Consider the following 6,000-nt stretch of genomic DNA (forward strand, 5'->3'; position numbering starts at 1 on the left):
TCCCCGCCCCACATTCCCAAAACACATGCTGATTTTTTGCCGGGTTACGCCCCGGGTGGGCTCCGCCCACCCGGGGCGTAACCCGGCAAAAAATCAGTACCAGAGACCGCTCCAGTGGTGGCGGGGGCGGCGGGTGACGACGATGAAATCGGGGGGCAGTCGGCGGGAGGGACTGGCGAAGGAGAACGGCTCCACACGCCGTCGCGGGGCGAGCTCCAACAGCCGTCGAATCCGCTCCTCGGTCGACGGGTGGCTACGCAGTGAGGAGGGGGCGCTCTCCCTGCCCCGCGGCGCGAAGATCCTCCGCCAGCCGCTCCATGCCGGATACTCCAGGCGGGCCAGGGCGGAGGCGAGCCCCTGCGGATCGCCGGTCAGCTCGGCGGCGCCGAGATCGGCTTCGAACTCGCGGCTGCGCGACAGCGCTGCCTGGAGCAGGGCGGCCAGGGTCGGCGCGAAGAGCAGCAGCGCCAGGCCCGACAGCGAGATCTCCGCCAGCCCGAGCAGCCACAGCGGCAGCCCCACCAGGGTGAGCAGCAGGCCGAGGCCGGCCATCAGCCCGGTGAGCCGGCTCACCGTATCGGCCAGCCCCATCACCCGGATGTCGTGGTGGGCGATGTGGCTCACCTCGTGGGCCAGCACCCCGGCCAGCTCCCGCGCATCGAGCCCGCGCAGCAGGCCGTCGGTGACCGCCACCGCCGCGTTCTCCCGGTTGCCGACGGTGAAGGCGTTGAGGGTCGCGCTCGGCACGTAGTAGAGCTGCGGCACCGCGGGCAGCCGGGCCCGTGCCGCCAGGGTCTCGATCATCGCCGCCAGCTCCGGCAGCTCCCAACGCTCGATGGGGCGAGCACGGTAGAGACGCATCACCGCCCTTGGCGGAATCTGCGGGGTGAGCAGCAGGGTCGCCCCGGTGATCAACGCCAGCCACAGGAACGCCCCCTCGCCGAGCAGCAGCTCCCCGCACAGCCCCAGCAGCAGCGCCATGCCGCCGATGATCAGCACGGCCTGCAGGCGGTTGTGCAGGCGGTGGTCGCGGATGGCGTCGGGGTCGAGGTAGGTCATGGCGCGGCAGCTCCGTTCGGATGGTGCGCCTCCTATCGTCGGCACACCCTACAGGGCTCGGGTAGGGTGTGCCGACGATAGGAGGCGCACCGGTCAAAAGGGTCTGACTACTCTCCGGTTTGCAGTTTGTCGATCACTTCGGGTGGTTTGTCTTCCGCCCAGTCCAGTGCGTACACGCCGCGCTGAACCCAACGTTCGAACGAGGAGTAGGGCCAATCCCGGCAACGGCCGACGTAACCGTGCTTGACCGGATTGTAGTGGATGTACTCCAGATGCCGGCGGAAGTCCTCTTCGTCGCGGATCTGGTGCTCCCAGAAGCGGCGTTGCCAGACGCCGCGTTCTCGTCGTTTCAGTCGGCTGTCGGTGGGGGAGACCGCGTCGGGTACGAGGCGGGTGAAGCGCTCCTTGATCTGGCGGATTCTCAAGGAGTAGTTCTCCTCACCCTCCGGAAGTTCCATGAGCAGGTGGCAGTGGTCGGGGAGGATCACGGCGGCGGGGAGGTTGAACGGGTGCCGTTGTTGGACGTGGCCGATGGCGGTCCTCAAGGCGTCGACATGATCGCCGAGGATCGGGGCGCGTTGGGCGGTGACGACGGTGACGAACAATGCACGGTTGTTCAGGGCGTGGCGACGGTAGTTGGACATCGAGTTCCTCCCTGACGTCGCCATTGTTTGGCATTGTGCCGGCGTTGGGGTGGTGCGCCTCCTATCGTCGGCACACCCTACGTGCTCGGTGAGAGGGGGCTGAAATAGCCCCCTCTGCGGTCTTCACCCAATGAGCGGTTTCTCTCTAGAGAAACCGCTTGCGCAGCTTCTTCATCGCGGCGGCCTCGATCTGGCGGATGCGTTCGGCGGAGACGCCGTATTCGGCGGCCAGTTCGTGCAGGGTCGCCTTCTCCTCGTCGAGCCAGCGGCGCTGGAGGATGTCGCGGGAGCGCTCGTCCAGCTCGGCCATGCCGGCGCGTAGCGCCTCGCTCTGCCACGCCTCCTCCTGCGCCTGCTCCACCTCCTCCATCGGTTCGAAGCGCAGGTCGGCCAAGTAGCTCTGGGACTGGCGATGGTCGGCGTCGTCCTCGTCGGTGAGCGAGCGGGCGTCGAACAGCTGGTCGTGGGCGGAGAGGCGCCCCTCCATCTCCTCCACCTCCTCGGGCTTCACCCCGAGATCATTGGCCACCTCCTCGATCTGCTCGCGGGTGAACCAGCCGAGGCGCTTCTTCATCCGGTGCAGGTTGAAGAAGAGCTTGCGCTGCGCCTTGGTGGTGGCGACCTTGACGATGCGCCAGTTGCGCAGGACGTATTCGTAGATCTCGGCACGGATCCAGTGCACGGCGAAGCCGGCCAGCCGCACCCCCTGTTCCGGGTCGAAGCGGCGCACCGCGCGCATCAGGCCGAGGGTCCCCTGCTGTACCAGGTCGGCCAGCTGGAGGCCGTAGCCGCGATAGTCGCGGGCGATCCGCACCACGAAGCGGAGGTGGGAGAGGATCAGGCGCTGGGCGGCCTCCACGTCGTTGGAGTCGCGCAGTCGCACCGCCAGCGAGTACTCCTCTTCGGCGCTCAGCATCGGCACCCCGTGGGCGGCCTGCACGAAACGTTCGAAGCTGCCGACGGCCAGCGGCAGGGTGTGTTCGCGAAGGATCAGCGACTGGGCCATTTTCGATCTCTCCTCTGCGTCATGTATTAGTGGCTACCCATGTTTTAGCACTCTCCAGGCGAGAGTGCCAGCCTCCGTCCAGGGCGCTGAATTAGATAGGGACAGGCCCATTTGGTTTCAAGTGTGGGATTACGCAGGCACCGCCTCTTGAAAGTGTCGGAGGGGGCCTTACGTGCCCTGGTAGAGCACGCCCCCCCCGGGCGTTCCCAACCACCCTGGAGGATTCCACCATGACCATCGTACGTTTCGATCCCTTCCGCATGGCTGACCCGTTCTACGGCGAAATCGGCCGTTTCTTCGACCGCCGTCTTCCCGCTGATGCCGCCGAGTCGACGAGCGCCGGCGAATGGAGCCCGGCGGTGGATGTCCGCGAGGAGGAGGGGCGTTTCCTGATCAGCGCCGACCTGCCGGGGGTCGATCCCGCGGCGGTGGAGGTTACCCTGGAGAAGGGGGTGCTGACCCTGGCCGGCGAACGCCGCTTCGAGGCGCGGGGCCACGAGCAGGGATTCCACCGCGTCGAGCGGCGCGGCGGTCGCTTCCAGCGCCGTTTCGCCCTGCCCAAGAGCGCCGATCCGGAGGGGGTGGAGGCCCACTACCGCGACGGCGTGTTGCAGATCGCCATCGCCAAGCGGGCCGAGGTGCAGCCGCGGCGGATCGAGGTCAGCGTTACCCACTGACGGGCCGGACCGTGCAGACTCGTCGGCGGCGGGCCTATGGCTCGCCGCCGATTTTTTTGACCCGAAGGGCGGGAAGGTTTTGCGGCTCCCTTGCTGGTTCGGAGTGGGTTTTTCGGGCGCCGTGTCAAACGAGGGCACCATGTTGGATCGCGGATGGATTATCCGATGGTCCGGTGGCCGCGGGTCGGGATGCGGTCATTCCCCCTATCGTTGGTACACGCTTCGCCAATTCACACTCCTCGTGGTGATCCGGCTTGTGCTGCCCCCTAACCATCGAACCGCTCCCGCCAGCGGGCGGCCTCGGCGCGCAGCCGCGGGCCGTGGCGTTCGATCAGCGAGGCGGCGACGATGGCGGCGATGCCGAGCAGCGCCAGGCCGCCCCAGGTGCCGAGGTGGAACAGGGTAGTGATCTGGACGATCTGGTGGATCAGACTGATGGCGGTGGTCAGCAGGCCGACCAGCAGGGGGCCACGGCGGCGGGTGGCGAAGCCGCGGGCGAGCAGGATGCCGCCTGCGGCGAGGGCGGCCAGAGCGTTGGGCGTTCCGCCGAAGAGCAGCAGGTTGAGGGTCAGGCCGCCACCGGCGGTGAGGGTCGCGGCCCAGCGGTAGGGCGTGCCGTCGACCGCCCGGGTGGAGAGCTCGAAGAGCAGCCCGGCGAGGGTCGCCAGGAAGACGAGCAGTTGCGGTTCGCCGTTGCCGATGGAGGCGGCCAGCACGGCGCCGCCGCAGGCGGTGAGTCCCGCCGGCAGGGTCGAGAGGGGCTCCAGGAAGCGGCGCCAGGCGGAGGCCGGCGGCAGTTCCAGGGCTGCGCCCCGCAGCAGCAGGTAGAGCGACAGGGCCGCCGCGGTGAGCAGCAGGGTGTCGGCCTGGTGGAACCAGAGACTGCGTCCGGCGAGGATCAGCGGCGGCAGCAGCAGGCTGGCGCGGGCCACGCCCCCCTCCAGGGTGTGGCGGGCGGGGTCGTCGCGGCCGACGCGCAGCGCCCCCAGCAAGGCGGCGACCGTGGCGACCAGCAACAGGCCGCCGACGATGTCCGGATCGCGGGTGGGGAGCAGCAGCAGGGCGTTGAGCGCGAACAGCAGCGCGGCCAGCCGCGGTGCCGAGCGGCGGCTGAGCACGCGCATGGCGAACAGCGCCACCGCCGCCAGCAGCGGCAGGGCGGCGGCCCCGGTCAGATAGAGGGCGATCGGCTCGCCGGCGCGCCAGGTGGCCACCTCGGGGAGCGCCACGACGCTCCCGTGGAGGGAGTAGAGCAGGGCGCCGAGGATGGTGAAGTTGACCGGTACCGCCAATAGCGCCAGACCGAGGAAGGTCCGCGCCCCCTTGGTCTCGCGCAGCAGCGCGCCGCAGCCGATGCCGAGGGCGGCCAGGAGCGCCGTCTGGCCGAGCAGCATCAGGTAGCGCTGGAGGTCGTCGCCCGGCGTCCAGTTCTGGAACAGGAAGGTGGAGAGCGACAGCGCCACCACCAGGGCGCCGAGGCTGCGCAGCAGGGCGGGGAGGTCCCGCGGGGTGGGGCGATCCTCCGGCAGGGTGAGTTCGATCTCCATGGCTCAGTCCTCCTTCCGGTCATCGCTCAGGGCGTGCAGTTCGGCGAGCAGCGAGGCGCGTTCCTCCTCGTCGAGGAAGCGGCGCTCCAGCGGATCGGTCACGCCACCGGGCGCGTTGCCCGCGCCGTCGCCGGGCTCCAGCGCCAGCTCCGCCTCGGTAAGCCGTACCTCCCAGCGCTCCAGGGTCTCCTCCAGCTCCGCCGTCACGCCGGGCTCGCTGCCGTTGAGCGTCCCCAGGGCCGCGGCGGCGGACTCCCGGCCGCGCATCAGGTTGCGCCGGTCGGCGAAGGCCGTGAGCCGCCGCTCGGCGGCGGCCACTTCGGCGGCGAGTCGCCCCGCGCGCTCGCGGTGATCCGCCACGGCCCGCTCCAGCTCCTCCGCCCGTTTCCCCTGGGCGCGCCGGCGGCGCAGGCACTCCAACGCTTGGGCCTCGTCGTCGGCGCAGGCGCGGGCCCGTGCCGACCACTGCGCCTCGTTGCCGCGTGCCTCCTCCAGTGCCGCCGCCAGCCGCTCGCCGTCGTGGCGCACGCGGCCGAGGCGCACCTTCGAGCAGGCCAGCGCCTGGCGGCCGTCGCGCAGCGCCGCCTCCACCACGGCGTCGTGGTTCTCCAGTTGGTTCGCCACCCGTTCGACCCGGGCGTGGAGGGTGGCGGTGATGCGTTTCAGTACGGACATGGTCGTGCTCCTTGGGTGAGGGTTCGCCCAGGGAGGGACAAGAGCCGTGCCATGTCGGCCTGTTTGGATATCACATTGTTTTGTCTTTCCTTTTTGTTCGTTGGCGGATTGGAGAGTCCATTTTTCCAAGGACTAAAGTGCGTTTTTTGCATGGTCTTTGTTCAATTGATGTGCCACGCGGGACGAGGCGGGTGGGGGGCGGGAGAAGGCGATGTCTGAATAACGTGTTGCGATCGATCGATAGCGCCGCGTTTCACTGTAGGAGCGGCCCCTAGGCCGCGATCGCGACGGAGTGAGGCGCCTTGATTTTGCAGTGGGTAGGAACGGACATGGTGCGCGGCTTCCGCATCCTGCTCACGCCAAGCACCTACATCCTTGCAAGCAATCGCGGC

Annotated in this window: 6 protein-coding genes; 1 reads left to right on the forward strand and 5 read right to left on the reverse strand. The window is 68.9% G+C overall.

Annotated elements, in window-relative coordinates; genetic code table 11:
- Nucleotides 1–93: 93 nt before the first annotated feature.
- From ACYQ2W_RS06135 to rpoH, 3 genes are all read right to left on the reverse strand, one after another.
- Nucleotides 94–1,059 (reverse strand): zinc metalloprotease HtpX, encoded by a 966-nt coding sequence (locus tag ACYQ2W_RS06135; protein WP_459864293.1) that lies wholly within the window; start codon nucleotides 1,057–1,059, stop codon nucleotides 94–96.
- A gap of 107 nt (nucleotides 1,060–1,166) precedes the next feature.
- A complete protein-coding gene (locus tag ACYQ2W_RS06140; protein ID WP_459864295.1) occupies nucleotides 1,167–1,703 on the reverse strand; it encodes an REP-associated tyrosine transposase in 537 nt (178 codons plus the stop codon).
- Between the two features lie 145 nt (nucleotides 1,704–1,848).
- Nucleotides 1,849–2,709 carry an RNA polymerase sigma factor RpoH gene (rpoH, locus tag ACYQ2W_RS06145; RefSeq protein WP_459864297.1) on the reverse strand — a complete coding sequence of 287 codons (861 nt, stop codon included), beginning with the start codon at nucleotides 2,707–2,709 and terminating at the stop codon, nucleotides 1,849–1,851.
- Nucleotides 2,710–2,939: 230 nt separating this feature from the next.
- Here rpoH and ACYQ2W_RS06150 point away from each other — a divergent pair, with 230 nt between their 5' ends.
- Nucleotides 2,940–3,386: an Hsp20/alpha crystallin family protein gene (locus ACYQ2W_RS06150; RefSeq protein WP_459864299.1), complete on the forward strand. Its 447-nt coding sequence runs from the start codon at nucleotides 2,940–2,942 to the stop codon at nucleotides 3,384–3,386.
- 266 nt (nucleotides 3,387–3,652) lie between these two features.
- Here the strand turns inward: ACYQ2W_RS06150 and ACYQ2W_RS06155 are convergent, their stop codons facing one another.
- Both ACYQ2W_RS06155 and ACYQ2W_RS06160 read right to left on the reverse strand, forming a co-directional pair.
- Entirely contained in the window at nucleotides 3,653–4,933 is a 1,281-nt protein-coding gene (locus ACYQ2W_RS06155; protein WP_459864301.1) for a hypothetical protein, read from the reverse strand.
- Nucleotides 4,934–4,936: 3 nt separating this feature from the next.
- The gene (locus ACYQ2W_RS06160) at nucleotides 4,937–5,608 is read right to left on the reverse strand and encodes a PspA/IM30 family protein (protein ID WP_459864303.1); all 672 of its coding nucleotides are present in this window, start codon (nucleotides 5,606–5,608) and stop codon (nucleotides 4,937–4,939) included.
- Nucleotides 5,609–6,000 lie beyond the last annotated feature (392 nt).

The sequence above is a fragment of the Endothiovibrio diazotrophicus genome, from assembly GCF_054657215.1.

What these genes read in the sequence shown, in the direction of transcription:
- ACYQ2W_RS06135 (WP_459864293.1), bottom strand. Translation starts at nt 1,059, where the DNA reads ATGACCTACCTCGACCCCGACGCCATCCGCGACCACCGCCTGCACAAC.
- ACYQ2W_RS06140 (WP_459864295.1), bottom strand. Translation starts at nt 1,703, where the DNA reads ATGTCCAACTACCGTCGCCACGCCCTGAACAACCGTGCATTGTTCGTC.
- rpoH (WP_459864297.1), bottom strand. Translation starts at nt 2,709, where the DNA reads ATGGCCCAGTCGCTGATCCTTCGCGAACACACCCTGCCGCTGGCCGTC.
- ACYQ2W_RS06150 (WP_459864299.1), top strand. Translation starts at nt 2,940, where the DNA reads ATGACCATCGTACGTTTCGATCCCTTCCGCATGGCTGACCCGTTCTAC.
- ACYQ2W_RS06155 (WP_459864301.1), bottom strand. Translation starts at nt 4,933, where the DNA reads ATGGAGATCGAACTCACCCTGCCGGAGGATCGCCCCACCCCGCGGGAC.
- ACYQ2W_RS06160 (WP_459864303.1), bottom strand. Translation starts at nt 5,608, where the DNA reads ATGTCCGTACTGAAACGCATCACCGCCACCCTCCACGCCCGGGTCGAA.